Genomic DNA, 26,196 nt, shown 5'->3' with positions numbered 1-26,196 from the left:
CAGAGGCCAATGCGGTCATCGCACTCACACTCGTTCTCTATCGCGCCCCCCTGCGGCGCAAGGGCCGTATAGGCAAGCGCAAGAGTCGCGGCAATGGCGTTCGCGTGTCCGTGATATGGCTAAGGTGCATTGACCCAGGGGAAGTGTGGCGAATTATCCTCACAAACCGCCAGAGATCCGGGGTTCAGCCGAAGTTTCAACGCCTTCAGACGCGAACGCGGCTCATTTCAGCTTTCGCCAGTTCCACCGAAGCGCGCAGGTCGATCTGATCCAGCACAGCTTTCAAGCCCGGCTCTGCTCCTTCCTCGCGCTCTTCGCGCAGGTCACGGGCCAAACGGCCCAGGGCGGCGGCGCCGTCCTGACCGCCCAGCAGGGCCAGCTTCAATTCGTCCAGCCGATCCAGCAGGCCCGATCCCCGCCGAATGGCCCGGCGTCGACGCTCGGTCGGATCCTCCACCCCCTGCAAGGCCATCAGGGCCGCCGCACCGGCCACGCCCGAAGCGCCCGAGGTCGCCCCCGCCTGGGCGGCGGACGTCGCGCTGGCCGTCGCCGGCAAGGCGAAGCCGCCCGCCGCACGTGCGGCCGGTCGCGCGGTCGGCGTCGAAGCGGCGCCCAAGGGTCCGGTGACCTTCATGCAAGACGTCTCCTTCTACGCGTCGCACCATGCCGCCAGGGATTGAAGTCTTGGTTAACGGCCCGGCAAAACCTGCCGCCAGGCGCCGACCAAATCCCGGTCAATCATTGAAATTAATGAAGTTTTCTTCCGGCACGATCCTCGCATGGTTAATGACGAACGCTCACGCAGGGACCTCTGTCGCATGCAGAAGTTGCTTACCGCCCTCATCGCCCCGGCTGTCGCCGCCGTGGCGCTCGCCGTCCAGCCGGGCGTCGCCGAGGCCCAGTCGCGCATCAAGGACATCGTCTCGATCGAGGGGGTCCGCTCCAACCAGCTCGTCGGCTACGGCCTGGTCGTCGGCCTCAACGGCACCGGCGACAGCGTCCGCAACTCGCCCTTCACCCGCCAGTCGCTGGAGGGGATGATGGAGCGCCAGGGCGTCAACATCCGCGGCGCCAACCTGAACACCAAGAACGTCGCGGCCGTCATGGTCACGGCCGAACTCCCCCCCTTCGCCACGCCGGGCTCGCGGCTGGACGTCAGCGTCTCGGCCATGGGCGACGCCAAGAGCCTGCTGGGAGGAACGCTGCTGGTTACGGCGCTGCAGGGCGCGGACGCCGAAATCTACGCGGTGGCGCAAGGGTCGGTGCAGACGGGCGCGGTCTCGGCCTCGGGCGCGTCAGGCTCCTCGATCACGCGCGGCGTGCCGACGGCGGGCCGCATCGCCTCGGGCGGCGTGGTCGAGCGCGAGACGGGCTTCGATCTCGGTTCCATGCCGTCGGTGCGCCTGACCCTGCGCAACCCCGACTTCACCACGGCGCAACGCATCGCCGCCGCCATCAACGAAACCTACCCCCAGACCGCCTTCGCCGAGAACGGCACCGTGGTCGCCATCCGCGCGCCCCAGAACTTCGGCATGGCGGGCTTCCTGAGTCGGGTCGAGAACCTGCCGGTCCAGATCGATTCTCCGGCCAAGGTCATCATCGACGAGGTCAACGGCGTCATCGTCATGGGCGAGGCCGTCCGCATCTCCACCGTCGCCGTGGCCCAGGGCAATCTGACCGTCTCGGTCCAGGAAACGCCTCTGGTCAGCCAGCCCGAGCCGTTCAGCCGCGGCGGTCAGACCGTGGTCGTGCCCCAGTCGGACATCAGCATCTCCGAGGAGACCGGCCGCCAGATGCGGATCGTCGGCGGCTCGACCTCGCTCTCCACCCTGGTCAACGGCCTGAATGCGCTGGGCGTCAGCCCGCGCGACATGATCAGCATCCTGCAGGCCATCAAGGCCGCCGGCGCCCTCCAGGCTGAAATCGAGGTGATCTGATGGACGCTCTCGCCGTCTCTCCGGGCCTGCTGCGCGCCAATATCCCGGCCAGCCCGGCCCCGTCTGAGAACCAGAAAGCCATGCGCCGCACGGCCGAAGCCTTCGAGGCCAGCTTTCTGTCGCAGATGATGAAGCCCATGTTCGAGGGCCTCAGCACCGAGGCTCCCTTCGGCGGCGGCGCAGGCGAGGCCGCCTGGCGCGGCTTCCTGGTCGACGCCATGGCTCAGCAGACGGTGAAGGCGGGCGGCGTCGGCCTGGCCGACAGCGTCCTGGCCCAGATGATCAAGATGCAGGAGCAAGGCGCATGACCGCCGATGTCGAGACCGCCGCCCTGCGGGTGCAGCACCTGACCCGCCTGACCCGAGACCTGACCGATCGCCTATCGCTGGAAATGGACGCCATGCGCGCCCACCGCGCTCAGGATCTGGCCCAGGGCGTGGCCGAGACGCAGGAGATGGCCAACCTCTATCGCCGCGAATCCGCCCAGGTGAAGGCCAACCCCGCCGCCATCGCCGCTGCGCCCGAAACCGACCGGCAGGCCTTGATCGAAGCCACCGAAACCTTCGAGGCCGTCCTGGCGGAACACGCCGTGACCGTCGAAGCGGCCCGCCGGGTGTCCGAAGGCCTGGTCCGCACCATCGCCGCCGAGGTGGCGGGCGCCCGAGCTCAGGGCGTGGGCTATGGCGCGGCGGGTCAGGCGATGCAGGGCGACGGACGGGCCGTGGCGCTGAACCGCACCGCCTGAGGCCCCTTATCGCCATCGCCATTCTTTAACAGCGTGCGGCCTACGGCTTCGGCATGACACTGACCCCCCGCCTCCTGGGCCTGGCGTTCGCCGCCGCCGACGCGCTGATCGAAGTCGATCAGCATGGCGTGGTGCGCTTCGCCCTGGGTTCCGGCCCCGTCGCAGGTCAGCAAACCTCAGCCTGGATCGGCCGCCCTCTCGGCGAGCGCCTGTCGGTCCAGAGCGCCGCGACGCTGCAGAATCTGCTGGACGCGCTGCTGCCGGGACAGAGAAGTCCCGCCGCTGAGGTTCTGGTCGATTGTGGCGACGGCCGGATGCGCCCCGCAACCTTACGCGCCTTCGCCCTGCCCGACATCGCCCCGGCCCGGTCCTGCGCCCTGTCCTATCAAGGCGAGCCCTTCGAGGTCGACCACGCGCCTCCGGCCGCAGGCGCTCCGCCGAGAGACGCCGAGGGCTTTCTGACTCATGCGCACGCCAGCCTTTCGAGCGGCGAGACCGGCGTCCTGCAACGCCTGGCCCTGGCCTTCATCGACGTGAACGGCCTGCATGACGTCGATCCCGCCACGCTGGAGCGGGTTCACCATCGCATCGGCGGCGCGCTCAACGCCGCCTCCCACGACGGCGCCAGCGCGGGTCGGCTGACGTCCGACCGCTACGCCCTGATCCGCAAGCTGGACGATACGAGAGATCTGGCGGCGGAAATGCGGAAAGCCGGTCAGGCCGAGGGCGTTGTTCTGTCGGCCGTCGCGACGCAGAGCGCCCTGGGCGGCGACGCCGCCTCGGCCCTGCGCGCCATGCGCTTCGCCATCGAGGGCTGCCTGAAGGACGGCGGGCTGGGTCAACCGGAGCTGTCCTTCGCCGATTCCCTGCAACGCACGCTGAAAGACGCCGACCGTTTCCGCAGCATCGTGCGCGACCGGGATTTCGCCCTCTATTACCAGCCCATCGTCGATCTGAAGACCCGGGCCGTCCATCATTTCGAGGCCCTGGCCCGCTTCGGACAGGGATCAGGCCCCGCCGCCGCCATCCGCATGGCCGAGGAATTGGCCCTGATCGACGGCTTCGACCTGGCCGTAGCGGAAAAGGCGGTGCGGCGCCTGCGCGAGCCGGGCGGCGGCCTGCTCAAGATCGCCGTCAACGTCTCGGGCGCCTCCCTGGCCAACGACGCCTATGTCGCGACCCTGCTGAAGATGACCGCTGCGGCGCCCGATGATCGTCGGCGCCTGATGGTCGAGGTGACGGAGACCGCCGCCCTGGCCGATCTGGCCGCCGCCGACCGGCGCCTGGGCGCCCTGCGCCATGCGGGGATCAAGGTCTGCATCGACGACTTCGGGGCCGGTTCGGCCTCCTTCGATTATCTGCGCGGCCTGTCGGTCGACGCGGTGAAGATCGACGGCGCACTGGTGCGCGATATCCATACCGACGCCCGTACGCGCACCCTGATCGCCCACCTGGTCGAACTATGCGGGTCGCTGGAGCTCGAAACCATAGCCGAGATGATCGAGACGGATCAGATCGCCGACGCCCTGCGCGACCTGGGCGTCACCCACGGTCAGGGCTGGTTGTTCGGCCGGGCCGAGCCTGAGCCGCGCACCATTCTGAGCACCCTCGCGATCCGTGGCCGCCGTCAGGGCGTGGTCGAAGGCTGGAGCTGACCGTCCTTCAGCACAACCGTTCGTTCGACACCCAGATTCGCTAGAAAATCAGCGTCGTGGCTGACCACCACCAGAGCGCCGTCATAGCCTGACAGCGCCGCCTCCACCGCCTCGACGGAATCGATGTCCAGATGGTTGGTCGGCTCGTCCAGCACCAGCAGTTGCGGCGGCTGCGTCCCGGTCATGACGCAGGCCAGGGCCGCGCGCAGCCGCTCGCCGCCAGACAGGTCTCCAGTCTTGCGGTCGGCCTGCACATTGCGGAACAGAAAGCGCGCCAGAGCCGCCCGCGCCGCATTGGGCGTGCCCTGCGGGTTCAGCCTCAGCCAGGCGTCGACCAGAGTCTCGTCCGGATTCAGCATGGCCGCCTGCTGATCCAGCAAGGCCGCGCGAACCGGCCGCTCAACCGAGCCCGCCGATGGTTCGGTCAGCCCCGCGATCAGCTTTAACAGGGTCGTCTTGCCCGCCCCGTTGGGACCGGTCACGGCGACCCGTTCCGGCCCAGTCAGACGCAGGGAGATCGGCCCCAGCAGAAGGCGGCCGTCATCGACCCTCACGACCGCCTCGTTCAGGTTCAACACCGTACGTCCCGTAGGCAGCCCGGTCGGCGGCATGGCCAGCGCCATCTGGCGCACGCGTTCGACGCGCTCGCGCGCCTCCACCAGATCGCTCTCGGCCGCCTGGCGTTTGCGTTCCGCCAGCCGCTGACCACGCGCGCCGGTTTCCTCGGCCCGCTGGGCCTGGGCGTCGAGCAGGATCTTGGGATCGGAGCTGTTGGCGCGCGCCGCCTTGGCCGTGCGATCACGGCGCGCCTGACGCTCCTGCGCCATCTGCGTCTCACGCTGGACCCGACCGATAGCGCGTTCCGCCTGTTCCAGATCGCGTTCGGCGGCGGCCCGTTCGGCGTCGCGGCGCTCGACATACAGATCCCAGCCGCCGCCATGCACCCGCGCGCCCAGACTGGAAAGCTCGACGATGCGGTCCACGCGACGCAGCAGGGCGCGATCGTGGCTGACCAGCACCACCCCGCCCGGCCAGTCGGTCACGACATCGGCGATCATGGCGCGGGCCTCGGCGTCCAGATGATTGGTCGGCTCGTCCAGCACCAGCAGGTCCGGCGTCGCCAGCTTCAGCCCCGCCAGCCGCAGACGCGTCTGTTCGCCGCCGCTCAACTCCGCCGTACAGCGATCCAACGCCAGATCGGCCAGACCGACCTCGACCAGAGCCGCCTGCATCCGCTCCTCCAGCGTCCAGTCCGCCTCGGCCATGTCGTCCAGCGAACCTTCACCCGCCAACACGCGATGCAGGACAGCCAGAGGCGCAGCGACACCCAGCGTCTCGGCGACCGTCTCATCATCGCCCGGCGTCTGGGCCTGCGCCAGCCAGCCGACCGTTCCGGCGCGCGCGATCGCGCCCTCGGCCGGTTCGGCCAGACCAGCGACAAGGCGCAGCAGCGTGGTCTTGCCCACGCCGTTGCGACCCACGACGGCCGTGCGTTCGCGCCCGAAGGCGAGCGTCAGATTGTCGAAGAGGCTTCGGCCGTCAGGCGTGCGGGCCGCGACGCCGTTGAGCGTCACGAGCGCGGATGCGGACCGGCTTGGGCTTGGGTTGAGTAAGGACATAGGCGAACGCGAGCAGCGGCATGGAAAAGGCGAAACCGATTTCCAGGGTGCTGATCATGATCGTCTTGCCTCCTCACTGATGCGTTGGCTGATGGAAGGATGGGGACGGAAGTTTCGTAACGCAACCCCAAAACTGCGGCTCAGCTTTCGCAATGCGGCCGCCACGCCCCCTTGGACAATCGGCGTCATGGTCTTTCGGCCTCCCGGCTCCTATCTTGAGCGTCATGAGCACGCCTGATCGTCCCGTCGCCTTCCGTATCGACCGTCCTGCGCCGGATCGAGCCGAAGCCGCCGCACGTAGAGAAGCCGCCGTGGCCCGCATCCGCGCCGAGACCGGCATCGACGAAGCCATGATCGACTCCCTAGTCGAGGGCTTCTACGCCAAGGTGCGCGACGACGATTTCATCGGCCCGATCTTCGACGCCCGCATCGACGACTGGGGTCCGCATCTGGAGCAGATGAAGCTGTTCTGGTCGTCCGTCGCCCTGTCCACCGGCGTGTATCAAGGGCGGCCCATGCCCAAACACCTGCCCTTGCCCATCGATGCGCGCCACTTTGACCATTGGCTGAGCCTGTTCGAGGCGACCGCCCGCGATCTGTGTCCGCCCTTGGCGGCCGAACACTTCATCGTCCGCGCCCGCCGCATCGCCGAAAGCCTCGAACTGGGCGTCGCCAACGCCAACGGGGTGATGGTCGGCCCCGGCGAACGCTATCAGCGGCCGGCAACGCCGTGGGCGCCGGAAAACTAGGCGGCTTTATCGTCTTCCGCCGCCTTCGGCTCGCCAGCCATACGAACATTGATGTTGAAGGTATGAACCTTCCACTCGCCCTTCTCGCGCATCATGGCGGAATAGACCCGAACCGTGCGATCCGCGTAAACGTAGTCCTGCTCCAGTTCATAGGTTTCGCCCTGAGATCCGGTGGTCTTGCGGGACTGCACCAGCTTGGGCTCAGGCGGAGCCGCGTCGCCGATCATGTCGCGAAGCATGGGAAGCTGGGCCTTGACCTCTGCCGGATCGTTTTCCGACAGCATCCGCGCAACGACAGCGTCATCACGGCCAGCGACCATATCGCCGTAAAAGGCCTCAGCCTCAGCGTTCAGCACCGGATCGGATGTAGGCAGCGTCGCGTGAAAATTACAGGCGGCGAGCACCGAGGCCGCCAGAGCCAGCATCACAGCCTGAAAACCGATTTTCATACATCCCTCCGCTTCTGACCGGCAGCATATGCGGAATCCCTGCGGCCACAACGACGAGCCCAAGAGTTCTTATATTGTTCTTGCTGTTTGCGGCGAATTGATCCCCATATAGCGTCGTCGCCCCGGACCGTTTTCGGGGTCTCCCGCGTTCCTCGGATCTCATGGTCGAAAAGCACAACTTCATCCGCGTTCGCGGCGCCCGCGAGCACAACCTCAAGGGCGTCGATCTCGACATTCCGCGTGAACAGCTGGTGGTCGTGACCGGCCTGTCCGGGTCGGGCAAATCCTCGCTGGCGTTCGACACCATCTATGCCGAGGGTCAGCGCCGCTATGTCGAAAGCCTGTCGGCCTATGCGCGCCAGTTCCTGGAACTGATGGGCAAACCGGATGTGGATCTGATCGAGGGCCTGTCCCCGGCGATCTCCATCGAACAGAAGACCACGTCGAAGAACCCGCGGTCGACCGTCGGCACCGTCACCGAAATCCACGACTACATGCGCCTGCTCTGGGCGCGCGTGGGCATTCCCTATTCGCCCGCCACCGGCCTGCCGATCGAAAGCCAGACCGTTAGCCAGATGGTCGACAAGCTGACCGCCCTGCCCGACGGCGAACGCATCCTGCTGCTGGCGCCGGTCGTTCGCGGCCGCAAGGGCGAGTACAAGAAGGAAATGGCCGAGTGGCAGCGTCAGGGCTTCCAGCGGCTGAAGATCGACGGCGAGTTCTACGCCATCGAGGACGCCCCCGCGCTCGACAAGAAGTTCAAGCACGACATCGATATCGTCGTCGATCGCATTGTAACCAAAGAGGGTCTTGAGGGCCGTTACGCCGACAGCATTCAGACCGCGCTGGGTCTGGCCGACGGCATCGCCACGGCGGAATGGGCGAATGCGCCCGAAGGCGAAGAGCCGCGCCGGATCGTCTTTTCCGAGAAGTTCGCCTGTCCTGTCTCAGGCTTCACCATCAGCGAGATCGAGCCCAGGCTGTTCTCGTTCAACAACCCCTTCGGCGCCTGCCCGGCCTGTGACGGCCTGGGGGTCAAGCTGGCCTTCGACGCCGATCTGGTGATCCCCGACCGCGACAAGACCCTGCACAAGGGCGCGGTGGCGCCGTGGGCGCGCGGCCCCTCGCCGCTCTATACGCAGACGCTGCAATCGCTGGCCCTGCACTACGGCTTCTCGATGGACAAGGCGTGGCGCGACCTGCCGGAAAAGGCGCAGGCCGTCATCCTGCGCGGCTCGGGCGGCGACAAGATCAAGTTCGTCTATGACGACAACGCCCGCAAATACGAGGTCTCCAAGCCGTTCGAGGGCGTGCTGCCGAACCTGGAGCGCCGCTGGCGCGAGACCGACAGCGCATGGGTGCGCGAGGAACTGGGCCGCTATCAGTCCGAAACCCCGTGCGAGGTCTGCGGCGGCAAGCGCCTGAAGCCCGAAGCCCTCGCGGTCAAGGTCGGGGGCGAGGACATCGCCGACATCTCCAACCTGTCGATCTCCAAGGCCTTCCTGTGGTTCTCGACCCTGGAAGACGGCCTGACCGAGAAGCAGATCGAGATCGCCCGGCGCATCCTGAAGGAGATCACCGACCGCTTACGCTTCCTCAACAACGTCGGCCTGGATTATCTGAACCTGTCTCGCAGTTCCGGCACCCTGTCGGGCGGCGAGAGCCAGCGCATCCGGCTGGCGTCGCAGATCGGCTCGGGCCTGACTGGCGTGCTTTATGTGCTGGACGAGCCGTCGATCGGCCTTCACCAGCGCGACAACACCCGCCTGCTGGACAGCCTGAAGGGCCTGCGCGACCTGGGGAACTCCGTGCTGGTGGTCGAGCACGATGAAGAAGCCATCCTAACGGCCGACTACGTCATCGATATGGGCCCGGCCGCCGGGGTCCATGGCGGCACGGTCTGCGCCGAGGGCACGCCCGCCGAGGTCATGGCCAACCCCAACTCCCTGACCGGCCAGTATCTGACCGGTGCGCGCGAGATCGAACTGCCGCCCGAAGGCCGCCGCCCCATCAACCGCAAGCGGATGCTGAAAGTCTCAGGCGCGACGGGCAACAACCTGAAGAACGTCACGGGCGAGATTCCGGTGGGCGTCTTCACCTGCATCACCGGCGTGTCGGGCGGCGGGAAGTCGACCTTCACCATCGAGACGCTCTACAAGGCCGCCGCGCGGCGTCTGAACAATGCGTCCGACGCCCCCGCACCCTTCGACCGCATCGAGGGGCTGGAGCATTTCGACAAGGTCATCGACATCGACCAGTCGCCGATCGGCCGCACCCCGCGCTCGAACCCGGCGACCTATACCGGCGCCTTCGGTCCTATCCGCGACTGGTATGCGGGCCTGCCCGAGGCCAAGGCGCGCGGCTACGGCCCCGGCCGCTTCAGCTTCAACGTCAAGGGCGGCCGCTGCGAGGCCTGCCAGGGCGACGGCGTCATCAAGATCGAGATGCACTTCCTGCCCGACGTCTACGTCACCTGCGACGTCTGCAAGGGCAAGCGCTACAACCGCGAGACGCTGGAAATTGTCTTCAAGGGCAAGAGTATATCCGACGTTCTGGATATGACGGTTGAAGAAGCGGCGCGATTCTTCACCGCCGTGCCGTCGATCCGCGACAAGATGCTGACGCTGGAGCGCGTGGGGCTGGGCTACGTCAAGGTCGGCCAGCCCGCCACCACCCTGTCCGGCGGCGAGGCGCAGCGGGTCAAGCTGTCGAAGGAGCTGTCCAAACGCGCCACCGGCAAGACGCTCTACATTCTGGACGAGCCGACGACCGGCCTGCACTTCGAGGACACGCGCAAGCTGCTGGAGGTGCTTCAGGAGCTGGTCGAGAACGGCAACACCATCGTGGTGATCGAGCACAACCTCGACGTCATCAAGGTGGCCGACCACTTGCTGGACTTCGGCCCCGAAGGCGGCGACGGCGGGGGCGAAATCGTCGCCGTCGGCACGCCGGAACAGGTCGCCGAGAACCCCGCCAGCTGGACCGGCCGCTACCTCAAAGAGGTGCTGGACCGGCACGAGGAACGCCGCAAGGGCCGCGTCGCCGCCCTGACCGCCGAACCTGCGCCCGCCAAACGCGCCAAGGCCCGCAAGAGCGCCTGAACCGATTCCAATCCGCTCACCCCGGCGGACGCCGGGGCCCAGTGAGAGCGCCCGTCGGCAATCTGTGAGTCAGGCGCCGCGCCCTGAAGCCAAAGCACTGGATCCCGGCGTCCGCCGGGATGAGCGGGGGATAACAACTGGAATGAAACGCCGCGCCCCTGTCGGAGCGCGGCGTTTCATTTCCAGCGAGGTCGTCGGATCAGACGCGCGGCACGCCCCTGATGCCCAGATAGGCCGCCGAGAACGGCGCATAGATGACGGCCGCCTGCGCCGCCGACAGCAGGGCGTTGACCACGCCCCACACCAGCAGGGCCGGCCAGAACTTCACGAGAAGCGTGGCGACATTGGTCGTCTCTGCTCCCACCAGGCTTTCCAGGCCGCCGAAGATCAAGTTCAGCGGCGCGATGACGATGGAGCCCAACAGCCCCACCAGCATGGACATGACGCCCGCCAGAACCGCCATGCCCAGCAACGGCCAGAAACGGCCCCTGGTCATGGCCCAGCTTTCCTTGATGGCGATCTTCTGCTCTACGAAGGTCGTCGGCGCGACCAGGCAGAGGCGCACGGCCAGCCAGACGGCGACCGCAGCAACCCCAAGTCCCACAAGAACCGCCGGCAGGATCAGGAAGGGCGCGGCCATGCTCGCCGCCAGCCCCACAAAGACGCTGACCAGCACCGTGCCGCCCATCATCACGCCGAACATCAGCAGCGCCACAACCAGCGTGGCCCCCAAGATACGCAGTTCATCGCGTCCCAGGCGCAGATAGCCGAACCGCTTCTCCTCCGGACGAATGACGGAGCGCGCCACCGCCGCCGTCAGCACGGCGCTGAACAGCAGCGACAACGGCAAAGCCAGCATCATCATCGAGCCATAGGCCCGGCACACAAGCATCAACTCTTCCATCGACGGCTCGGCGCTCTGTTCGATCTGCTCGGCCAGGTTGATGATGTTGATCAGGCTGCCGCCGGCCACGGCGAAGAAGACCGCGAAGAACACGATATAGGCGGCGGCCCAGGCCAGAATGGCCATCGGCGCCCGACGGGCCAGGCGGAAGCCCTCAAAGGCGGATTCGGTGGCGTTGAAACTCATGCTGGCTCCTCGATTCTCGCTCAGCTTAACGCAGCCGCGCCGGTTTCGTCCTGTTTCTGCATCGCCAGTATCTGGCGACAGGCCGAAACGCCGGGCGCGATCCAGATGGCGACAATGACGCCGTAATAAGCCGCAATGGCGATAAAGGCCGCAACGCCCGCCACTGCGACAACGAGCGGGTTGAAGGCCGGAAGCTCGCTCGACGCGCTCTGGGCCCAGGCCGCCAGTTGAGGCCAGAAGGGAATGCTGACGCCCAGGGCGATCAGTCCCGCCACGATCAGAAACAGCACATGGACCAAAAACGTGATGGCAAGCGTCGCGGCGAACAGGCCCAACAGCATCCCGACGCGGCCCTTCGTCATCTTCCACCCCTCCACGAAGGCGAAATCCTGAGACGCGATGCTGAGCGGCATGATCATGGAGGTCCGCAACCCCGCCCAGACGATGCCGACGATTCCCGCCAGCCCCACCGCCACGCCCAGCACCACAGCCGCTGTTTCGAACACCATCCAGAAGGCCGCCCCAAAAGCGAAGGCCAGTAGAAGGACGACCAGCATCACGCCATAGCAGCCCGCCATGACGGCCAGGCCGGCCACGGCCACCCTCGCCTCATCCATGCCGACTCGAAGATCGAAAAAGCGACCCGGCGCGCGCTCGGGCCACAGCACCGCGCGGCAGATGGCGGCTATGATCAGTACGTAACCGATCAACTGCACCACATTGATCAACATGGACCAAGCCTGCATCCGCATCATGGCGGCGAGCGCCTGCGGGCTGGCGTCTGCATTCTCGGCCATGGCCTCAAGGCCGATCGTCATCAAGAGATCGATCATGACGATGGCGGACAGCAATACAGGCAGGGCCAGAACGACGCCCCAGGCGAAGACGCTGCCGGGCCGACGCCGGATCAGACGAAAACTATCCGCCAGCGCTTCATCGATCTGGAATCCATGGGTCATGAACAGCCTCCGCCGTCGCTTATAAGGACGAACGTCGTCCTCCGACAGCCTTGACCGCACGCCCCGCATGACAGGCGCGCGCCACGCGGCTATTAGGCCGCCATGTCGAATGCGTCCCCCACTCCCCGCCCCGTCCACGTCATCGGCGGCGGCCTCGCCGGATCCGAAGCGACCTGGCAGATCGCCCAGGCGGGCGTGCCCGTCATCCTGCACGAAATGCGTCGGGACGAGCCGGAGCAGGTCCGCACCGACGCCCACCACACCACGGGCCTGGCCGAACTGGTCTGTTCCAACTCCTTCCGGTCGGACGACTGGGAGTTCAACGCCGTCGGCCTGCTGCACGCCGAGATGCGCGCGCTGGACAGCCTGATCATGGCGTCCGGCGACGCCAATCAGGTGCCGGCGGGCGGCGCCCTTGCGGTCGACCGCATCGGCTTCTCGGACGCCGTGACGGCCAAACTGGAAGCCCACCCCCTGGTGACCATCGTGCGCGAAGAGATCGCGGGCATTCCGCCGGAAGACTGGGACAACGTCATCGTCGCCACCGGCCCATTGACCTCGCCCGCCCTGGCCGACGCCATCCTGAAGGCGACGGGCGAGGAAAGCCTCAGCTTCTTCGACGCCATCGCGCCGATCCTGCACGCCGACAGCATCGACTTCGACGTGGCCTGGCGCCAGTCGCGCTATGACAAGGAAGGTCCCGGTGGCGACAAGGCGGCCTACGTCAACTGCCCGATGGACAAGGCCCAGTACGAAGCCTTCATCGACGCCCTGCTGGACGGTCCCAAGGCCGACTTCAAGGAGTGGGAGAACGTCCCCTATTTCGACGGCTGCCTGCCGATCGAGGTCATGGCCGAGCGCGGCCGCGAGACCCTGCGCCACGGCCCGATGAAGCCGGTCGGCCTGACCAATCAGCACAATCCGACGGTCAAGCCCTACGCCATCGTCCAACTGCGTCAGGACAATGCGCTGGGCACCCTGTTCAACATGGTCGGCTTCCAGACCAAGCTGAAATACGGCGCCCAGACCGACGTCTTCCGCATGATCCCCGGTCTGGAGAACGCCCAGTTCGCGCGTCTGGGCGGCCTGCACCGCAACACCTTCCTGAACAGCCCCAGGCTGCTGGACAAGCAGATGCGGCTGAAGGCCATTCCGCGCCTGCGCTTCGCCGGTCAGGTGACCGGGGTCGAGGGTTATGTCGAAAGCGCGGCCATGGGCCTGCTGACCGGCCGTCTGGCTGCGGCGCAGGCATTGGGACGCGACCTGTCTCCGCCCCCGCCGGAAACCGCCATGGGCGCCCTGGTCGAGCACATCACCGGCGGCCACCTGGAAGGTTCAAAGTTCCAGCCGATGAACATCAACTACGGACTGCTGCCCCCGCTGGAAGCGCCCAAGGTCGATGAAGACGGCAAGCGCATCCATCCCAAGGAGCGCGGCCGCGCCAAGAAGCGCCTGCAGAGCCTCCGCGCCATGGATGCCCTCAAGGCCTGGCGCGACGCCGCAGCCTAGCGCAGCTTCGCGCCGCCGGGTTTGAAGGCCAGGGTCATCGCCGCCATGGCGACGAGGCCCAGCCCCATCAGCATCCAGGCCTGACTCAGGTCCGACAGGCGGTCGCGCAGCAGCCCGGCCGCCAGCGGCGACAGGCTGGCGATGATGTAGCCGCCGCCCTGAACGAAGGCGAGCAGGTCGCCTGAGCGCACCGGATCGTCGATCTGGTCCATGGCCAGGATCAGGGTCAGCGGAAACACCGCGCCGATCCCCAGCCCCAGCAGAAGCATGACCGGAATCGCCAGACTGACCGGCGCCAGCACCAGTCCCGCCAGACCGATCAGCGCCAGGGCCACGGCCGCCAGCATCGGCCCGCGCCGGTCGGGAAAGCGGGCGATGAACAGGGACACCAGCACGCCCGCCAACACCTCGGCGCCCGTCATGCCGCTGAGCAGGAAGCCCGCCGTCGTCCGCGCCTGCCCCATGTCGACGTAGTACGGCGGCAGCCAGGCCAGCACGAGCGTATAGGCCGAGGTGCCCAGCCCCAGAATCGGGACCAGCGCCCACGCCCTCGGCTGCTTCCAGAACGGAAGCTCGGGGTGGGTTCCTTCGGCCACGGCGACGCGGTTCGGCTCCTCGGCCGCAGGATCACGCGCGGCGATCATCCAGACGACCGCCGCCAGGAAGGCGGGAACCGCCCATAGGGCCAGCGCCCCGGCCCAGCCGACCGCCTCGGCCCACCCGGCGGCCGTCGCCGCCGCCACGGCCGCCCCGCCCATGATTCCGGTCGTATAGACGCCCATCACCGTGCCGAAGCGTGTGGGGAACGCCCGCTTGATCACGACCGGCGCCAGGGCCTGGATCAGGGCGACGCCGATACCCGCCACCACGGCGCTGGCGATCAGACCGGCCGTCCCGTCGAAGATCGCTCGCGCCAGACAGGACAGGCCGATCAGAACAGCGCCCAGCAGGATGCCCTTGCGCTCGCCCAGCCGTCGCCGCAGCGGCCGGATCGACAGGGCGCCGACGCCGATCATCGCCACCGGCAAGGTGGTCAGCAGGCTGGCCGTGGTCGAATCCATGCCGGTCGCCGCTTCGATCAGATCCAGCAGCGGCCCGACCGCCGCCATCGCCGGGCGCAGGTTCAGCGCCAGGGCGAAGATGGCGGCGACCAACAACAGGCTGGCGCCGCGCGACGGTTGCGAGGCGTTCGACTGATCCATCCGAGGTGACTCCGGCGACGAAAGGCGATAATGTCTCGCCATCAAGTATCTTGATGTCAAGACAATGACCGATCGCGCTGCCCGCGCCGCCGCCCAGTGGGCTGTCGCGCGTCCCGACCTCGACCTGCTGGCCATGGAGACGCTGGGCCGTCTGCATGAAGCCTCCATCGTGGTGACGCGCGAGCGGCAGGCGCCGCTCTATGCTCGCTACGGCCTGCAACATGGGGAGTTCGACGTTCTGGCCACCCTGCGCCGCGCGCCCTCGCCCGACGGCCTGACGCCCACGGCCCTCTATGAGGCGACGATGATGTCGTCCGGCGGCATGACGGCCCGGCTGGATCGGCTGCAGAAATCCGGCCTGATCGAGCGCACGCCCCACCCCAGCGACCGCCGCGCCTCACTGGTCAGGCTGACGCCCAAGGGGTTCGACCTGATCGACGGCCTGATGCCGCTGCACATGGCTGAGAGCCAGGCCATGCTGGCCGGCCTGTCGCGCGAGGAGCAGGCTGCGCTGGGGGCTCTGCTCGCCCGGCTGATCGCCGGGCTGGAGCGTTGAGCGTCAGCTCCCCATGATCGCCTTCACGGCCACATAGGCCGCAACGACCAGGATCAGCCCGGCGAACAGGCGCCGACCCAAGGCGGCGTTGGCTCCCAATCGGCTCGCCAGCGGCAGACCCGCCACTGTGCCCGCCGCGCCGCCGACCGTCATGGCCCCGACCAGGGTCCAGTCAACCAGCCCCGACAGGCTGTAGTTGACGGCCGTGCTGGCTCCGAACGCCGCCACGCTCAACAACGAGGTCGCCTGCGCCGCCGCCAGGGTCATCCCCGTGGCCCACATCAACCCCGGCACGATGAGAAAGCCGCCGCCGATCCCGAAGAATCCGGCCGCCACGCCGACGCCCGCGCCCGACGCCGCGACACGCGGCGCCATGTCGCGATTCAGGCGCACGCCGGGATCGCCGTCGCCCTTCCTGGAAGACAGCATCGCCAAGCCCACCATCGCCATGGCCACGGCGAAGGCCAGCAGCAGATGGCGGCCGTCGATAGCCTTGGCCACGGATGAGCCGACCCAGGCCGCAGCCGCGCCCGTGACGGCGAACACCGTCGCGCAGGGCCAGCGAACCCGACCGGCCCTCGCCTGGCCCGCCAGCGCCGTCAGGGCGTTCAGCGACACTCCCGCAGCAGAAACCCCGATCGCCACATGGGGATCACGCACCCCGACGACATAGAGCAGAAGCGGCACGGCCAGAACCGATCCGCCGCCGCCGAAAACGGTCAGCAGCAAGGCGACCACGCCCCCGCTCATTCCCGCCAGAAGCAACGGAGTCAGGCCCATGGTCTCAGGCCCTCTTCATGTTTCGGTTCCAGGGCATGACCGCCAGCAAACGCGCCATGCCGCAGAAGCCGGTCGCCCCCGCCACGAACAGACCGGCGCCGACAAAGGCGCTGATCCCCCAGAATCCAGGATGGACCATGACGCCCAGCGCCCCGCCCAGCAGGATCAGTCCCCCTGCCGCCATCTGCACCTGACGCATCAGCTCCAGCGGCTGCTTGCTGTCGGCGCGTACAGGCAGCCCCGCCTTCTTCCAGGCGTCCAGCCCGCCTTCGAGAACGTGCGCCGGACCGTCGATGCGCGCGGCCAACCGGTCGCAGTTTCCGGCCGTGCGATTGCCGCTCCGGCACATGAAGATCGCATCCTTTCCGGGCTTGAGGCTCAGCTCGGCGCCTTCGAACACGGACAGGGGGGCGGTCACGGCGCCCGCAATATGCTCGCGCGCATGCTCGTCCGGCTCGCGCACGTCGATCAGCACGGCCTGGCCCGTCTTGAGGCGGGCGGCGACATCGGCGGGCGAAAGAGAGATCAGCGGGTTCATTGAAAATTCCTTCCAGGGAAGCGGCGCTCAGAGCGCCTCAGGCGGACAGAAGATCTCCGCCAGGATCCCGATCACCTTCAGGGCGGCCGGATCGGCGATGCGATAGAAGACGGCCGTGCCGCTCCTGCGCGCGCTGACCAGACCGTCCTCGCGCAGGCGCGCCAGATGCTGGGACAGCGCCGACTGCGACAGGCCCACCTGAAGGTCGGACACCTGACGCTCGCCCTCGCCGATCTGGCACAGGATCATCAGACGGTTTTCATTGGACAGCGCCTTCAGCAGCCGGGCGGCGTCGCCCGCGCTGGCTTGAAAGCGTTCCAGTCCCATGGCTTCGAGATCGATCATGCAGTCCATATATTCGATCTTGCTAAATTAGCAATACCTAATATTTAGAGACGAAACGGAGACCCATCATGACCCATCATCCGCTCCAGCCTGATGTCCTCGGCTTCTTCGATCCCGTCACCCACACCGTGACCTATCTGGTCTCGGACCCCGCGACCGGGGCGGCGGTCATCATCGATCCGGTGCTGGACTATGACCCGGCTGCCGCGCGGACATCGACCGGCTCCATCGACCGAGTGCTGGAGGCCCTGGCCGCGCATGACCTGAAGCTTGAGCGTGTGCTCGAGACGCACGCCCACGCTGACCACTTGACCGGCGCAGACGAAATCCGCACCCGCACCGGCGTCCCTATCGGCATCGGCGAGAAGATCACTCGCGTCCAGAAGACGTTTGGCGATCTGTTCGACGCCGCCGACGTGACGCCCGACGCCGTGGTGTTCGACGAGGTCTACGCCGACGGCGCGCGCTTCATGCTGGGCGCTATCCCGGTCGAGGTGCTGCACACCCCCGGCCATACCCCAGCCTGCGTCAGCTATCGGATCGGCGATGCAGTCTTCGTCGGCGACACCCTCTTCATGCCTGACTTCGGCACGGCGCGCTGCGATTTCCCCGGCGGCGACGCCGGCGTCCTTTACCGCTCGATTCAGCGGGTCCTGGCGCTGCCGGAGGACACGCGCGTCTTCGTCGGACACGACTATCTGCCCGAAGGCCGCACGGAGTTCCGCTGGGAAACGACTGTCGCCGCCCAGAAGGCGGACAACATTCATATCGGAGGCGGCCGCTCCGAAGCCGCTTTCGTGGCCCTGCGCGAGGCGCGCGACGCCACGCTGAAGGCGCCGCAGCTTATCCTTCCCGCGCTTCAGGTGAACATCCGCGCCGGCGCCCTGCCTCCAGCCGAAGCCTCGGGCAAGCGGTTCATCAAGCTGCCGTTGAACGCGCTCTAAAGACGCCCGCGCAGAACGGACCAGAACAGCCGCAGCCGTTTGAACGGCTCCGCCTCGTCGGCCCGGGTCAGCGCCGCAGGCGCCACGGCCGGAAAAGCGGCCGTCGGCAAGCGCTTGAGGGCGGCGTTCGCCGTCCGACGGACCGCCGTCGCTTCATCGGTCCGCCCCGTCTGAGCCAGGCCGCGCACACGGCCCGCCCCGGCGACCGCCGCATCATGCCCTTCCCCCGCCAGGATGCGCGCCGCGACCTGCATCGGCCCGACATAGAAGGCGTCCAGGTCGTGCGCCTCGCCATGCACCCGGCCGATATGCGCCTGGATCAGGGCGTCGAAAGGCTCGCGCGACAGACCATGCCGCGTCACGGCGGCGGTCAGCGCCTCCAGAATCGGGTGGCCGACGCGCGGCGCGTCGCTGAACACCCCATCCATCTGTTCGGCCCACCAAGTGTATCGCATCTCGGCCAGCAGGGGCTGCGTGACCCGCGTGGGAATGGCCACCAGCTCCGCCTCGAAGGCGTAAAGGGCGATCAGATCCGCCCGCGCCGCTTCGTCCGCCACGAAACGGCTGGCCAGCCAGCGGTCGAGATCGGCGGCGCGAACCTGAGCATCAAGATCAACAGTCATGGCGACAGGCCCTTCGACCATTGAAGCGATGGCATCAAGTCCGGAAAGCAAACGGCCCGCCTTCCTTTCGGAGGGCGGGCCGCGATTTGGAGACGGACGTCGTCCTTACGGACGGCTGGCCATGCCCAGCTTGACCGGCGTAGCGTCGGCCTTGCCGCCGCCGCTACGGTCCACGCCCCACAGAAGAATGATCGGCGCGCCCACATAGATGGACGAGAAGGTGCCGATCACGACGCCGAAGGCCAGGGTGATCGAGAAACCGCGCAGGGCCTCGCCGCCGAAGACGGCCAGGACGATCAGCACGATCACGGTGGTCAGGCCGGTGATGATGGTCCGCGACAGGGTCTCGTTGATCGACAGGTCGATCACCTCGCGCAGAGGCATGACCTTGTACTTGCGAAGGTTCTCACGCAGGCGGTCGAACACGACGACGGTGTCGTTCATCGAATAGCCGATGACCGTCAGCAGGGCCGCGACAAGATTGAGGCTGAACTCCATGCGCAGGGCGACGATGAGACCGAAGGTCAGCGCCACGTCATGCAGCAGGCCCGCCACGGCGCCGATGCCGAACTGCCAGGGGAAGCGGAAGGCGATGTAGAGGAACATCAGCACCACAGCCACGACCAGGGCCAGGACGCCGTTGGTCAGCAGTTCGCCCGAGACCTTGGAGCCCACGACGCTGACGCCGGAATAGCCGACTTCGCCCACAGCCTGGCTGATGGCGCCTTCGACCTTCTGGACGACAGCGGTCTGATCCTCATTCTCCGGCACCTGGAAGCGCACGATGGCGGTCGAGCCGTCATCCAGGTTGGTGTCGCGTCGGGCGATGCCCTGAACCTGGACGTCGCCCAGATCCAGCCCGCTGACCGCGCCGCGCAGCTTGTCCAGCTCCAGCACCTGACCGGCGGGCTTGGCGACTTCCATCGAGGCGCCGCCCCGGAAGTCGATGCCCAGGTTCAGGCCGGGATAGAAGCAGCCGATGATCGCCGCCACCGTCAGGATCGCCGACAGAACGGCGAAACCCTTGGCGTATTTGACGAAGTGGAAATTCGTCTTGTGCGGCAGCAGTTTGATAATGGGCCAACCGTTCATCGACATCACTCCGCGATCGGCAGTTTCTTCGGCTTGGCGATCTTGAGCCAGTAGCCGAGCAGGACTTGGGCCGTCAGCACCGAAGAGAAGACGGAGGTGAAGACGCCGATGGTCAGGGTCCAGGCGAAGCCGCGCACGGGGCCGGCGCCGAACATGAACATGATGATGGCCGCCACCAGGGTGGTCAGGTTGGCGTCGATGATGGTGCCCATGGCGCGGTTGAAGCCCGCGTCCATCGACGCCACCACGGAACGCCCCTGACGCGCCTCGTCGCGCATCCGCTCATAGATCAGCACGTTGGCGTCGACGGCCACGGCGAAGGTCAGGATCAGACCGGCGATGCCCGGCAGGGTCAGCGTAGCCTGGGTCAGCGACATGGCCGCGACGATCAGGATGCCGTTCAGCACCAGGCCGATCACCGAAATGCCCCCGAACAGGAAGCCGTAGGCCAGGATCATGAAGACCACGATGACCACGAATCCCAGGGCGGTCGACAGGGCGCCTGCGGCCACGGCGTCGGCGCCCAGTTCGGCGGTGACGACGCGGCGTTCCTCGACCTTCAGCGGCGCCGGCAGGGCGCCGCCGTTCAGCAGGTTCACCAGTTCGGACGCCGAGGCGATGGTGAAGCTGCCGGTGATCTGACCACGGCCGCCGGTAATCGGCGACTGAATGGTCGGCGCCGAAATGACCTTGCCGTCCAGGATGATGGCGAAGGGCTTGCCGATGTTCTGGGCCGTCGCCTCGCCGAAGCGACGCGAGCCCTGACTGTCGAACTGGAAGTCGATGGCCGGACGGTTGTTCTGGTCGGCGCCGACGCTGGCGCGGGTCAGGTTCTCGCCCGAGACCAGAATGCGACGCTTGACGAGGTAGGGCGTGCCGGCGTCATCGACCAGCAGCTCGGCGTCCGGCGGCACACGACCGGCCAGGGCATCGTTCAGGCCGGTCGGCGACGTATCGACCATCTGGAAGGTCAGCTGAGCCGTACGACCCACCAGACGCTCCAGCTCGGCCGGATCGCTCTGCCCCGGCGCCTGGATGACGATCCGGTCGGCGCCCTGACGGGTGATGGCGATTTCCTTGGTGCCCGAACTGTCCAGACGGCGACGGACCACCTCGATCGACTGATCGACGGCGGTTGCGCCCATGCTGGCCAGAGCCGCGTCGGTGAAGGCGTAACGGATACGGCCGCCGCCCAGCTTGGTCGCCACCCGGTCCGGCTGGCCGGTCGGGCCGACGCCCTGCTGGGCCATGGTGCGCAGGGTGTTGAAGGCCGTGTCATAGGCCGCGCCTTCGGCGACCGTCACGACGACGCCGCCTGCCTCGCGCTGCATGCCCGTGATGTTGACCTGGTCTTCCCGCAGGGAAACCCGGACGTCTTCCATCAGGTTCGAAATGCGCTTCTCGCGCATTTCCGGCACGTCGACCTCAAGCAGGAGGTAGGAGCCCCCCTGCAGGTCCAGGCCCAGGTTCAGGCCGTTGCTCGGCAGCCAGCTCGGCAGAGCCTCGCGCTGCGCCGGCGACAGCACGCTCGGGTAGGCCAGGAACAACCCGAGGACGAGCGACAGCGCGACCAGGGTGATTTTCCAGCGTGAAAGCTGAATCATGTCTCGGTTCTCTTCAGGGCCGGCGCGCGCCGCGCCGAGGCGAGGCTATCAGCCCTTGTCGTTGGCGGCGATGGCGGTGCGGTTACGCACCTCGGCGATCATCGCCTTGACCACGCGGACGTTCACGCCCTGCGAGATCTCGACCATGGCCTCGGCGTCCTCGACGCGGGTGACCTTGCCGACCATGCCGTTGGACAGGACGACCTCGTCGCCGCGCTTGACGCCGGCGATCAGGGCCTGGTGCGCCTTCATCCGCTTCTGCTGCGGACGGATCATCAGGAAGTAGAACAGGATGAAGATCGCGACGATCGGCGCGATCTGGATGACAAGGGCCATCAGGCCGCCGTCTTGGGTTGCAGTCATGAAAAACTCCCCGAGGCGGGCCGCGCCTTCATCGGGGGCCCTTCGAAAAACAAGGCGCGGAACCTAGGGCGCGCCGGGCCGATTTGCAACGCGACGCGATGACAAGTCCGGGACAAGAGCGTCCGGGCGTCGCCGCCCGGACACGCCGCTTCACCGGATCAGCGCGGCAGGACCGTCAGCGGGTCCAGAGCGACCGGATCGTCGCCGCGCATCTGACGCACTTCATAATGGATCGACGGGCGGCCGTCTCCGGCGGTCAGACCCACCGTACCGATGACCTGACCCGCCCGCACCTGGGCTCCGTCGCGCACGGTGGCCGAGCCCAGATGACCGTAGACCGTGCGCCATCCGTCGCGGTGAACCACCAGGACCGTCAGCCCCTGCCCAACGATGTCGTCCCCGACATAGGCCACCGTGCCGTCGGCCGAAGCCTTCACCTCGGTTCCGGCCGAAGCGCCGATGTTGACGCCGTTGTTGCGCTCGCCCATGCCCACGGGGCCGAAACGACGCAGGATGTCGCCTCGCACAGGCCATTGGAGAGCCAGCGGACGCCCAATCTCGGCCAGCGGCGCGGCAGACGTATCTGCAGCCGGCGCCCGAGTCGGCGGCGGCAAGGGCGTGTTGCCGCTGGGCGGCGGCGGAGGCGGCGGGGCCACCCCGTTGTTCGGCGTCCGCACGCCCACCGGCGACGGCCCCGTGGCGTAGGGATCGGCGCCGCCGTCCACCGCGCTATCCGGCAGGATGATGCGCTGACCGGAGCTGATGGCGCCTCGCGGCCCCAGTCCGTTCAGGTCGATCAGAATCTGGACCGGGGTGCGGAAACGTCGTCCCACGCCCGAAATGGTGTCGCCCGGCTGAATCACATAGGTCGCGCCAGGCATGGCCGGATTGCCGGCGGCAGGCGGCGGCGTCACCGTGATCGGCGCGCCGGTCGAGGGATAGGCTGGGCCGCCCGCCGGCGGCAGGCCGCCGCCCTGGATGTCGCCGGCCGGGGCGCGAGGCCCTTCCTGCACCGGCGGCTGTGCAGGCTGCTGCGGCTGCGTCGCCTGGCCTTGATAGTAGGGATTGTTCGGATAGGCGCCGGGCTGCTGCCCCTGCTGTTGGCCCTGCCCCGGCTGCGGATAGCCGCCCGCCCCCATCGGCCGGGTCGAATAGCGCGGCTCGCTCGGATAGGTCGAACACGCCGTGACCGCCAGCGCTCCGCCGACGACCGTCGCCGCCCTGATCCAGCCTATGAAGCCGCTCATGCGTCTCTCCGTATTAACCTTGTTCAGCATCTCGAAGCCGGTTTGCCCCGGTCCGCCGCCGAAGCCAACCCGGCAACCCGCGCAAAAGTGGGGCGGAAAGGTTAATGGAGCGGTGAGATTTTGCCCTTCACCCCTCTTTCGCCGTCCCTTCGACCAGGGGAACGAAGCGGACCTCGCACAGGCTTTCGCGCTGGAAGCTGCCGTCCGGCTGGCCGGTGTAACGGTTCAGCATCTGCACCGAAGTGCGGCCGACCGGCGCGACCAGGACGCCGCCCGGCTTGAGCTGTTTCAGCAGTTCCGTCGGCTCATGCGGTGAAGCGGCCGTGACCATGATGCGGTCGAACGGCGCCTGTTCCGGCCAGCCCTGCCCGCCGTCGCCGTGGCGGGTGAAGACGTTATCGATTCCCAGGATTTTCAACCGGTTCTCGGCCTCGGTTAAGAGGCTCTTGTAACGCTCGACCGAATAGACGAAGCGCGCCATGCGGCTCAGCACCGCGCACTGATAGCCGCTGCCGGTGCCGATCTCGAGCACGCGGTGGCGCGGCTGGACGTCCAGCGCCTGGGTCATCAGGCCGACGATGAAGGGCTGGCTGATCGTCTGGGCGCAGTCGATCGGCAGGGCCTGATCCTCCCACGCCTGATCGAGGAATTTCTCATGGACGAAGACGGCGCGGTCGATGGACTCCATCGCCTTCAGAACCCGCGCGTCCGTCACCCCCTGACGCCGCAGCGACAGGATCAATCGGCCCGCGCGGTCGTCCTTGAGACTCATTTTTCCTGCGGCCCCTTGGGCGGCGCCCCGCCCAGCACCTTCTTCAGGTCATTGACCGACTGCATGTGCGTCAGGTCGATGTGCAGCGGCGTGACCGAGATGCGGCCCTCGTCCATCGCCCGCAGGTCGGTGCCGTCGGCGTGCTCCTGCGGCGCGCCGCGGAAGGCCATCCAGTAGTAGTCGCGGCCGCGCAGGTCGGTGCGGCGGATGGCGTGCATCTCGCCGATGTCGCGGAAGCCCTGACGCGTCACCTCGACCGTCTTGACCAGTTCGGGCGGCAGGCGCGGGAAGTTGACGTTCATGACCACGCCCTCCCCCCACTTCTGCTCCAGCAGGCGGGCGACGATGCCGGGACCGAAGGCCTCGGCCGTTTCCCAATGGGCGACCGCCTCGTCGTGGAAACGCTCCAGCGACTGCGACAGGGCGATGGAGCGGATGCCGAAAGCCATGCCCTGAAGAGCGCCCGCCACCGTGCCGGAATAGCTGACGTCCTCGCCCACGTTATGGCCGCGATTGACGCCCGACAGCACCAGATCGGGTTTCTCGGGCATGATGTCATTGACGGCCAGGATGACGCAGTCTGTCGGGGTGCCGGTCACGGCGAACCGCTTGTCGCCCAGTTGATTGACGCGCAGCGGCTCAGTCAGGGTGATGCCCCGCCCCTTGGCCGACTGCTCGGTCTGAGGCGCGACGACCCAGACGTCGTCCGACAGGGCGCGGGCGATCTTCTCCAGGCACGCCAGGCCCTCGGCCTCGATGCCGTCGTCGTTGGTCAGAAGGATACGCATCAGGCTTCCTTCTCCCCTTGTGGGAGAAGGTGGCTGGCGAAGCCAGACGGATGAGGGGTCGCGCCCCGGTCGGTAATCATGTCGTCTGCACTCGCCACTCGCATCTTCTGTCTGAGCAACCCCTCATCCGAGCCGCTGCGCGGCCCACCTTCTCCCACAAGGGGAGAAGGATCAGCCCACCTGTTTCAATCCGCCCATATAGGGCTGCAGAGCGGCCGGAACCGCGATGGTCCCGTCCTCCTGCTGATAGTTTTCCATCACCGCGACCAGGGTGCGGCCGACCGCCAGACCCGAGCCGTTCAGGGTGTGCAGGAACTCGGTCTTCTTCTCGCCCGCGCGCTTGAACCGGGCGTCCATGCGCCGAGCCTGGAAGTCGCCGCAGTTCGAGCAGGAACTGATCTCGCGATAGGTGTTCTGCGAAGGCAGCCAGACCTCGAGGTCATAGGTCTTCTGCGCCGAGAAGCCCATGTCGCCCTTGCACAGCAGCACCTTGCGATAGGGCAACTCCAGCGCCTGCAGCACAGCCTCGGCGCAGCCGGTCATGCGCTCATGCTCGGCCTCGGAATCCTCCGGGCGGCAGATGGAGACCATCTCGACCTTGGAGAACTGGTGCTGGCGGATCAGGCCACGCGTATCGCGCCCCGCCGACCCAGCCTCGGCCCGGAAACAGGGCGTCAGCGCGGTCATGCGCATGGGCTGGGCGACCTCGTCCTCAGACAGGATCTGCTCGCGCACGAGGTTGGTCAGGGAAACTTCGGCGGTCGGGATCAACAGATGCTCGCCCGAGCGGAACAGGTCTTCCTCGAACTTCGGCAACTGGCCTGTCCCGAACATGGCGTCGTCTTTGACCATGTAGGGCGGCGCGACTTCTTGATACCCGTGCTTATCCGTCTGCATGTCGAGCATGAATTGGCCGATGGCGCGTTCCAGACGCGCCAGCTGGCCTTTCAGCACGGCGAAGCGCGAGCCGGACATCTTGGCGGCGGCTTCAAAGTCCAGCAGGCCCAGAGCCTCGCCCAGATCGGCGTGATCCTTGGCCGGGCCGGTCGTGCGGGGCTCGCCCCATTTCAGGATCTCGACGTTGTCATTCTCGTCCTCGCCGTTCGGCACATCGGCGGCGGCCAGGTTCTTCAGCCCGGCCAGCACGTCGCGCAGTTCGGCGCCCTTGGCGGTTTCGGCGTCGCCCGCCTCGGCGATCTCGGCCTTCAGGGCCTCGACCTCGGCCTTCAGGCGGTCGGCCTCGGCCATGTCCTTCTTGCCCATGGCGGCGCCGATGGCCTTGGAGGCGGCGTTGCGCTTGGCCAGGGCGTCCTGACCGCGCGTCTGGGCGGCGCGCAGATCGACATCCAGCGCCAGAATGCGCGCGACGACATCGGCGGCGTCATCCACGCCGCGCGACGACCAACCTGCGACGAAGGCTTCGGGATTGTCGCGAATGGCTCGGATATCGTGCATGGCGTCGCTCTTTCGGCGCTCAGGGAAGGAGAGCCGAAGGCTGTAGCGCCCCGCGCGGAGTCGGGCAAACCCCG

The 26,196-nt window shown here is 67.3% G+C and carries 27 protein-coding genes; 9 read left to right on the top strand and 18 right to left on the bottom strand.

Annotation, left to right across the window (positions count from 1 at the left end):
- Nucleotides 1-205: 205 nt before the first annotated feature.
- Nucleotides 206-634, bottom strand: coding sequence for a flagellar assembly protein FliX (locus ACWIDZ_RS13290; protein WP_453989447.1), 429 nt, complete (start codon nt 632-634; stop codon nt 206-208).
- Nucleotides 635-818: 184 nt separating this feature from the next.
- Here ACWIDZ_RS13290 and ACWIDZ_RS13285 point away from each other — a divergent pair, with 184 nt between their 5' ends.
- The 4 genes from ACWIDZ_RS13285 to ACWIDZ_RS13270 are packed head-to-tail and all read left to right on the top strand — an operon-like array spanning nt 819 to nt 4,337.
- Nucleotides 819-1,937, top strand: a complete 1,119-nt coding sequence (locus ACWIDZ_RS13285; RefSeq protein ID WP_338575548.1) for a flagellar basal body P-ring protein FlgI — start codon at nt 819-821, stop codon at nt 1,935-1,937.
- Nucleotides 1,937-2,245: a rod-binding protein gene (locus tag ACWIDZ_RS13280; protein ID WP_453989446.1), complete on the top strand. Its 309-nt coding sequence runs from the start codon at nt 1,937-1,939 to the stop codon at nt 2,243-2,245. Before ACWIDZ_RS13285 ends, ACWIDZ_RS13280 begins: the two co-directional genes overlap by 1 nt.
- Nucleotides 2,242-2,682: a flagellar basal-body protein FlbY gene (locus ACWIDZ_RS13275; protein WP_453989445.1), complete on the top strand. Its 441-nt coding sequence runs from the start codon at nt 2,242-2,244 to the stop codon at nt 2,680-2,682. Before ACWIDZ_RS13280 ends, ACWIDZ_RS13275 begins: the two co-directional genes overlap by 4 nt.
- A 53-nt stretch (nt 2,683-2,735) precedes the next feature.
- Nucleotides 2,736-4,337: an EAL domain-containing protein gene (locus tag ACWIDZ_RS13270; protein WP_453989444.1), complete on the top strand. Its 1,602-nt coding sequence runs from the start codon at nt 2,736-2,738 to the stop codon at nt 4,335-4,337.
- On the opposite strand, the gene ACWIDZ_RS13265 is transcribed toward ACWIDZ_RS13270, so the two are convergent.
- Complete coding sequence (locus ACWIDZ_RS13265) at nt 4,310-5,911, bottom strand: ABC-F family ATP-binding cassette domain-containing protein (RefSeq protein WP_453989443.1); 1,602 nt, start codon at nt 5,909-5,911, stop codon at nt 4,310-4,312. The genes ACWIDZ_RS13270 and ACWIDZ_RS13265 overlap by 28 nt on opposite strands.
- On the bottom strand, nt 5,877-6,014 hold the full coding sequence (locus ACWIDZ_RS13260; protein WP_453989442.1) for a hypothetical protein: 138 nt from the start codon (nt 6,012-6,014) through the stop codon (nt 5,877-5,879). The genes ACWIDZ_RS13265 and ACWIDZ_RS13260 overlap by 35 nt, the downstream gene beginning before the upstream one ends.
- Nucleotides 6,015-6,180: 166 nt before the next feature.
- Here ACWIDZ_RS13260 and ACWIDZ_RS13255 point away from each other — a divergent pair, with 166 nt between their 5' ends.
- A complete protein-coding gene (locus ACWIDZ_RS13255; RefSeq protein ID WP_453989440.1) occupies nt 6,181-6,705 on the top strand; it encodes a group III truncated hemoglobin in 525 nt (174 codons plus the stop codon).
- Here the strand turns inward: ACWIDZ_RS13255 and ACWIDZ_RS13250 are convergent.
- Nucleotides 6,702-7,154: a hypothetical protein gene (locus ACWIDZ_RS13250; RefSeq protein WP_338575559.1), complete on the bottom strand. Its 453-nt coding sequence runs from the start codon at nt 7,152-7,154 to the stop codon at nt 6,702-6,704. The two genes, ACWIDZ_RS13255 and ACWIDZ_RS13250, sit on opposite strands and share 4 nt — an antisense overlap.
- A 161-nt stretch (nt 7,155-7,315) precedes the next feature.
- Between ACWIDZ_RS13250 and uvrA the strand changes: the two genes are divergently transcribed.
- A complete protein-coding gene (uvrA, locus tag ACWIDZ_RS13245) occupies nt 7,316-10,255 on the top strand; it encodes an excinuclease ABC subunit UvrA (protein ID WP_453989439.1) in 2,940 nt (979 codons plus the stop codon).
- A gap of 199 nt (nt 10,256-10,454) precedes the next feature.
- Here uvrA and ACWIDZ_RS13240 read toward each other — a convergent pair whose 3' ends face one another.
- Together ACWIDZ_RS13240 and ACWIDZ_RS13235 are read right to left on the bottom strand one after the other, a co-directional pair.
- Nucleotides 10,455-11,345: a hypothetical protein gene (locus ACWIDZ_RS13240; RefSeq protein WP_453989438.1), complete on the bottom strand. Its 891-nt coding sequence runs from the start codon at nt 11,343-11,345 to the stop codon at nt 10,455-10,457.
- A 20-nt stretch (nt 11,346-11,365) separates the two neighbouring features.
- Nucleotides 11,366-12,304 carry a hypothetical protein gene (locus ACWIDZ_RS13235; protein ID WP_453989437.1) on the bottom strand — a complete coding sequence of 313 codons (939 nt, stop codon included), beginning with the start codon at nt 12,302-12,304 and terminating at the stop codon, nt 11,366-11,368.
- A 102-nt stretch (nt 12,305-12,406) separates the two neighbouring features.
- Here ACWIDZ_RS13235 and trmFO point away from each other — a divergent pair, with 102 nt between their 5' ends.
- The gene (trmFO, locus tag ACWIDZ_RS13230) at nt 12,407-13,813 is read left to right on the top strand and encodes a methylenetetrahydrofolate--tRNA-(uracil(54)-C(5))-methyltransferase (FADH(2)-oxidizing) TrmFO (protein WP_453989435.1); all 1,407 of its coding nucleotides are present in this window, start codon (nt 12,407-12,409) and stop codon (nt 13,811-13,813) included.
- Here the strand turns inward: trmFO and ACWIDZ_RS13225 are convergent.
- Complete coding sequence (locus tag ACWIDZ_RS13225) at nt 13,810-15,015, bottom strand: MFS transporter (protein WP_453989433.1); 1,206 nt, start codon at nt 15,013-15,015, stop codon at nt 13,810-13,812. The genes trmFO and ACWIDZ_RS13225 overlap by 4 nt on opposite strands.
- Before the next feature lie 64 nt (nt 15,016-15,079).
- Here ACWIDZ_RS13225 and ACWIDZ_RS13220 point away from each other — a divergent pair, with 64 nt between their 5' ends.
- Complete coding sequence (locus ACWIDZ_RS13220) at nt 15,080-15,571, top strand: MarR family winged helix-turn-helix transcriptional regulator (protein ID WP_453989432.1); 492 nt, start codon at nt 15,080-15,082, stop codon at nt 15,569-15,571.
- A 3-nt stretch (nt 15,572-15,574) separates the two neighbouring features.
- On the opposite strand, the gene ACWIDZ_RS13215 is transcribed toward ACWIDZ_RS13220, so the two are convergent.
- From ACWIDZ_RS13215 to ACWIDZ_RS13205, 3 genes are read right to left on the bottom strand one after another with little or no spacing between them, the layout of a single operon-like run.
- Nucleotides 15,575-16,351: a sulfite exporter TauE/SafE family protein gene (locus ACWIDZ_RS13215; RefSeq protein ID WP_346487668.1), complete on the bottom strand. Its 777-nt coding sequence runs from the start codon at nt 16,349-16,351 to the stop codon at nt 15,575-15,577.
- A gap of 4 nt (nt 16,352-16,355) precedes the next feature.
- Nucleotides 16,356-16,889, bottom strand: a complete 534-nt coding sequence (locus tag ACWIDZ_RS13210) for a rhodanese family protein (RefSeq protein WP_453989431.1) — start codon at nt 16,887-16,889, stop codon at nt 16,356-16,358.
- Nucleotides 16,890-16,916: 27 nt separating this feature from the next.
- The gene (locus tag ACWIDZ_RS13205) at nt 16,917-17,234 is read right to left on the bottom strand and encodes an ArsR/SmtB family transcription factor (protein WP_312220165.1); all 318 of its coding nucleotides are present in this window, start codon (nt 17,232-17,234) and stop codon (nt 16,917-16,919) included.
- A 68-nt stretch (nt 17,235-17,302) separates the two neighbouring features.
- Here ACWIDZ_RS13205 and ACWIDZ_RS13200 point away from each other — a divergent pair, with 68 nt between their 5' ends.
- Nucleotides 17,303-18,178 (top strand): MBL fold metallo-hydrolase, encoded by an 876-nt coding sequence (locus ACWIDZ_RS13200; RefSeq protein ID WP_453989430.1) that lies wholly within the window; start codon nt 17,303-17,305, stop codon nt 18,176-18,178.
- Here the strand turns inward: ACWIDZ_RS13200 and ACWIDZ_RS13195 are convergent.
- The 8 genes from ACWIDZ_RS13195 to serS all read right to left on the bottom strand — a co-directional run bounded on the left by ACWIDZ_RS13195 (nt 18,175) and on the right by serS (nt 26,122).
- Nucleotides 18,175-18,801, bottom strand: coding sequence for a squalene/phytoene synthase family protein (locus ACWIDZ_RS13195; RefSeq protein ID WP_452111300.1), 627 nt, complete (start codon nt 18,799-18,801; stop codon nt 18,175-18,177). The two genes, ACWIDZ_RS13200 and ACWIDZ_RS13195, sit on opposite strands and share 4 nt — an antisense overlap.
- Before the next feature lie 105 nt (nt 18,802-18,906).
- Nucleotides 18,907-19,899 carry a protein translocase subunit SecF gene (secF, locus tag ACWIDZ_RS13190; protein WP_291782212.1) on the bottom strand — a complete coding sequence of 331 codons (993 nt, stop codon included), beginning with the start codon at nt 19,897-19,899 and terminating at the stop codon, nt 18,907-18,909.
- Nucleotides 19,899-21,497 carry a protein translocase subunit SecD gene (gene secD / locus ACWIDZ_RS13185; RefSeq protein ID WP_343829279.1) on the bottom strand — a complete coding sequence of 533 codons (1,599 nt, stop codon included), beginning with the start codon at nt 21,495-21,497 and terminating at the stop codon, nt 19,899-19,901. Before secD ends, secF begins: the two co-directional genes overlap by 1 nt.
- Nucleotides 21,498-21,545: 48 nt before the next feature.
- Entirely contained in the window at nt 21,546-21,860 is a 315-nt protein-coding gene (yajC, locus tag ACWIDZ_RS13180; protein WP_003165259.1) for a preprotein translocase subunit YajC, read from the bottom strand.
- Between the two features lie 158 nt (nt 21,861-22,018).
- The gene (locus tag ACWIDZ_RS13175) at nt 22,019-23,107 is read right to left on the bottom strand and encodes a peptidoglycan DD-metalloendopeptidase family protein (protein ID WP_453989428.1); all 1,089 of its coding nucleotides are present in this window, start codon (nt 23,105-23,107) and stop codon (nt 22,019-22,021) included.
- Between the two features lie 127 nt (nt 23,108-23,234).
- On the bottom strand, nt 23,235-23,879 hold the full coding sequence (locus ACWIDZ_RS13170) for a protein-L-isoaspartate(D-aspartate) O-methyltransferase (protein WP_128115360.1): 645 nt from the start codon (nt 23,877-23,879) through the stop codon (nt 23,235-23,237).
- Nucleotides 23,876-24,667, bottom strand: coding sequence for a 5'/3'-nucleotidase SurE (gene surE / locus ACWIDZ_RS13165; RefSeq protein WP_291782223.1), 792 nt, complete (start codon nt 24,665-24,667; stop codon nt 23,876-23,878). Before surE ends, ACWIDZ_RS13170 begins: the two co-directional genes overlap by 4 nt.
- A 171-nt stretch (nt 24,668-24,838) precedes the next feature.
- A complete protein-coding gene (gene serS, locus ACWIDZ_RS13160) occupies nt 24,839-26,122 on the bottom strand; it encodes a serine--tRNA ligase (RefSeq protein ID WP_453989427.1) in 1,284 nt (427 codons plus the stop codon).
- Between the last annotated feature and the right edge of the window lie 74 nt (nt 26,123-26,196).

It is taken from the genome of Brevundimonas sp. NPDC055311 (assembly GCF_053645695.1).
Note: the sequence above shows the minus strand (reverse complement) of the source record. Positions and strands in the feature narration are given on the sequence as shown.

Excerpts from the sequence above, each read along its gene's own strand:
- yajC (WP_003165259.1), bottom strand. The coding sequence starts at position 21,860 with ATGACTGCAACCCAAGACGGCGGCCTGATGGCCCTTGTCATCCAGATC.
- uvrA (WP_453989439.1), top strand. The coding sequence starts at position 7,316 with ATGGTCGAAAAGCACAACTTCATCCGCGTTCGCGGCGCCCGCGAGCAC.
- ACWIDZ_RS13175 (WP_453989428.1), bottom strand. The coding sequence starts at position 23,107 with ATGAGCGGCTTCATAGGCTGGATCAGGGCGGCGACGGTCGTCGGCGGA.
- ACWIDZ_RS13290 (WP_453989447.1), bottom strand. The coding sequence starts at position 634 with ATGAAGGTCACCGGACCCTTGGGCGCCGCTTCGACGCCGACCGCGCGA.
- ACWIDZ_RS13200 (WP_453989430.1), top strand. The coding sequence starts at position 17,303 with ATGACCCATCATCCGCTCCAGCCTGATGTCCTCGGCTTCTTCGATCCC.
- ACWIDZ_RS13255 (WP_453989440.1), top strand. The coding sequence starts at position 6,181 with ATGAGCACGCCTGATCGTCCCGTCGCCTTCCGTATCGACCGTCCTGCG.
- surE (WP_291782223.1), bottom strand. The coding sequence starts at position 24,667 with ATGCGTATCCTTCTGACCAACGACGACGGCATCGAGGCCGAGGGCCTG.
- secD (WP_343829279.1), bottom strand. The coding sequence starts at position 21,497 with ATGATTCAGCTTTCACGCTGGAAAATCACCCTGGTCGCGCTGTCGCTC.
- ACWIDZ_RS13220 (WP_453989432.1), top strand. The coding sequence starts at position 15,080 with ATGACCGATCGCGCTGCCCGCGCCGCCGCCCAGTGGGCTGTCGCGCGT.
- ACWIDZ_RS13205 (WP_312220165.1), bottom strand. The coding sequence starts at position 17,234 with ATGATCGATCTCGAAGCCATGGGACTGGAACGCTTTCAAGCCAGCGCG.
- ACWIDZ_RS13280 (WP_453989446.1), top strand. The coding sequence starts at position 1,937 with ATGGACGCTCTCGCCGTCTCTCCGGGCCTGCTGCGCGCCAATATCCCG.
- ACWIDZ_RS13270 (WP_453989444.1), top strand. The coding sequence starts at position 2,736 with ATGACACTGACCCCCCGCCTCCTGGGCCTGGCGTTCGCCGCCGCCGAC.
- ACWIDZ_RS13215 (WP_346487668.1), bottom strand. The coding sequence starts at position 16,351 with ATGGGCCTGACTCCGTTGCTTCTGGCGGGAATGAGCGGGGGCGTGGTC.
- ACWIDZ_RS13170 (WP_128115360.1), bottom strand. The coding sequence starts at position 23,879 with ATGAGTCTCAAGGACGACCGCGCGGGCCGATTGATCCTGTCGCTGCGG.
- ACWIDZ_RS13195 (WP_452111300.1), bottom strand. The coding sequence starts at position 18,801 with ATGACTGTTGATCTTGATGCTCAGGTTCGCGCCGCCGATCTCGACCGC.
- ACWIDZ_RS13210 (WP_453989431.1), bottom strand. The coding sequence starts at position 16,889 with ATGAACCCGCTGATCTCTCTTTCGCCCGCCGATGTCGCCGCCCGCCTC.
- ACWIDZ_RS13235 (WP_453989437.1), bottom strand. The coding sequence starts at position 12,304 with ATGACCCATGGATTCCAGATCGATGAAGCGCTGGCGGATAGTTTTCGT.
- trmFO (WP_453989435.1), top strand. The coding sequence starts at position 12,407 with ATGTCGAATGCGTCCCCCACTCCCCGCCCCGTCCACGTCATCGGCGGC.
- ACWIDZ_RS13275 (WP_453989445.1), top strand. The coding sequence starts at position 2,242 with ATGACCGCCGATGTCGAGACCGCCGCCCTGCGGGTGCAGCACCTGACC.
- ACWIDZ_RS13260 (WP_453989442.1), bottom strand. The coding sequence starts at position 6,014 with ATGATCAGCACCCTGGAAATCGGTTTCGCCTTTTCCATGCCGCTGCTC.
- ACWIDZ_RS13250 (WP_338575559.1), bottom strand. The coding sequence starts at position 7,154 with ATGAAAATCGGTTTTCAGGCTGTGATGCTGGCTCTGGCGGCCTCGGTG.
- ACWIDZ_RS13225 (WP_453989433.1), bottom strand. The coding sequence starts at position 15,015 with ATGGATCAGTCGAACGCCTCGCAACCGTCGCGCGGCGCCAGCCTGTTG.
- ACWIDZ_RS13285 (WP_338575548.1), top strand. The coding sequence starts at position 819 with ATGCAGAAGTTGCTTACCGCCCTCATCGCCCCGGCTGTCGCCGCCGTG.
- ACWIDZ_RS13240 (WP_453989438.1), bottom strand. The coding sequence starts at position 11,345 with ATGAGTTTCAACGCCACCGAATCCGCCTTTGAGGGCTTCCGCCTGGCC.
- serS (WP_453989427.1), bottom strand. The coding sequence starts at position 26,122 with ATGCACGATATCCGAGCCATTCGCGACAATCCCGAAGCCTTCGTCGCA.
- secF (WP_291782212.1), bottom strand. The coding sequence starts at position 19,899 with ATGTCGATGAACGGTTGGCCCATTATCAAACTGCTGCCGCACAAGACG.